Source organism: Pseudomonas sp. RA_35y_Pfl2_P32 (genome assembly GCF_963970735.1).
Classification (GTDB): domain Bacteria; phylum Pseudomonadota; class Gammaproteobacteria; order Pseudomonadales; family Pseudomonadaceae; genus Aquipseudomonas.
Genome location: NZ_CAXAQF010000265.1, coordinates 1 through 483, shown reverse-complemented (window position 1 = coordinate 483; position 483 = coordinate 1). Strand labels below are relative to the sequence as shown.

The following is a 483-nucleotide window of genomic DNA, read 5'->3' as shown; positions in this document are numbered from 1 at the left end:
GCGAATAATGCGCCACGACTTTAGCCCGGCCGTTGGCACCCATGCGCGCACGCATGCTTGGGTTCCGCGACAGCGTCTGAAGCGCGGTGATCCAGTCCGCGAGATTGTGTGCGGCAAAACCCTCGTCAGATGTCACCAAGGTCGCGTTGACACCGACCGGAGATGCTATGACCGGCAAGCCACAGGCCATATATTGAATGAGCTTGTAGCCGCACTTGCCGCGTTCCCAGCGATCATCCGGCACAGGCATCAGTCCCACGTCCATTGATTGGATTGCGGGCACCTCGCCTTCCTGCGTCCAGTCTACAACGTCTACCCCCGCGATCCCTCGTGCCGCGACACCGGCACCAACGACCAGAAAGCGCGCACCCATCTGCGCCAAGGCTGGAAGTAACGTTGGGAGAAGCGGCTCGACATAACGCCACGTAGAAGGCGAGCCGATCCAGCCAACGGTGAACGGCTGATTGCTCGCCCGAACGGTGA

Annotated in this window: 1 protein-coding gene; it reads right to left on the bottom strand. The window is 61.1% G+C overall.

Annotation, left to right across the window (positions count from 1 at the left end):
- Nucleotides 1-483: glycosyltransferase (locus tag AACY45_RS28190; protein WP_339548751.1), on the bottom strand; the 483-nt coding region annotated here is incomplete at both ends.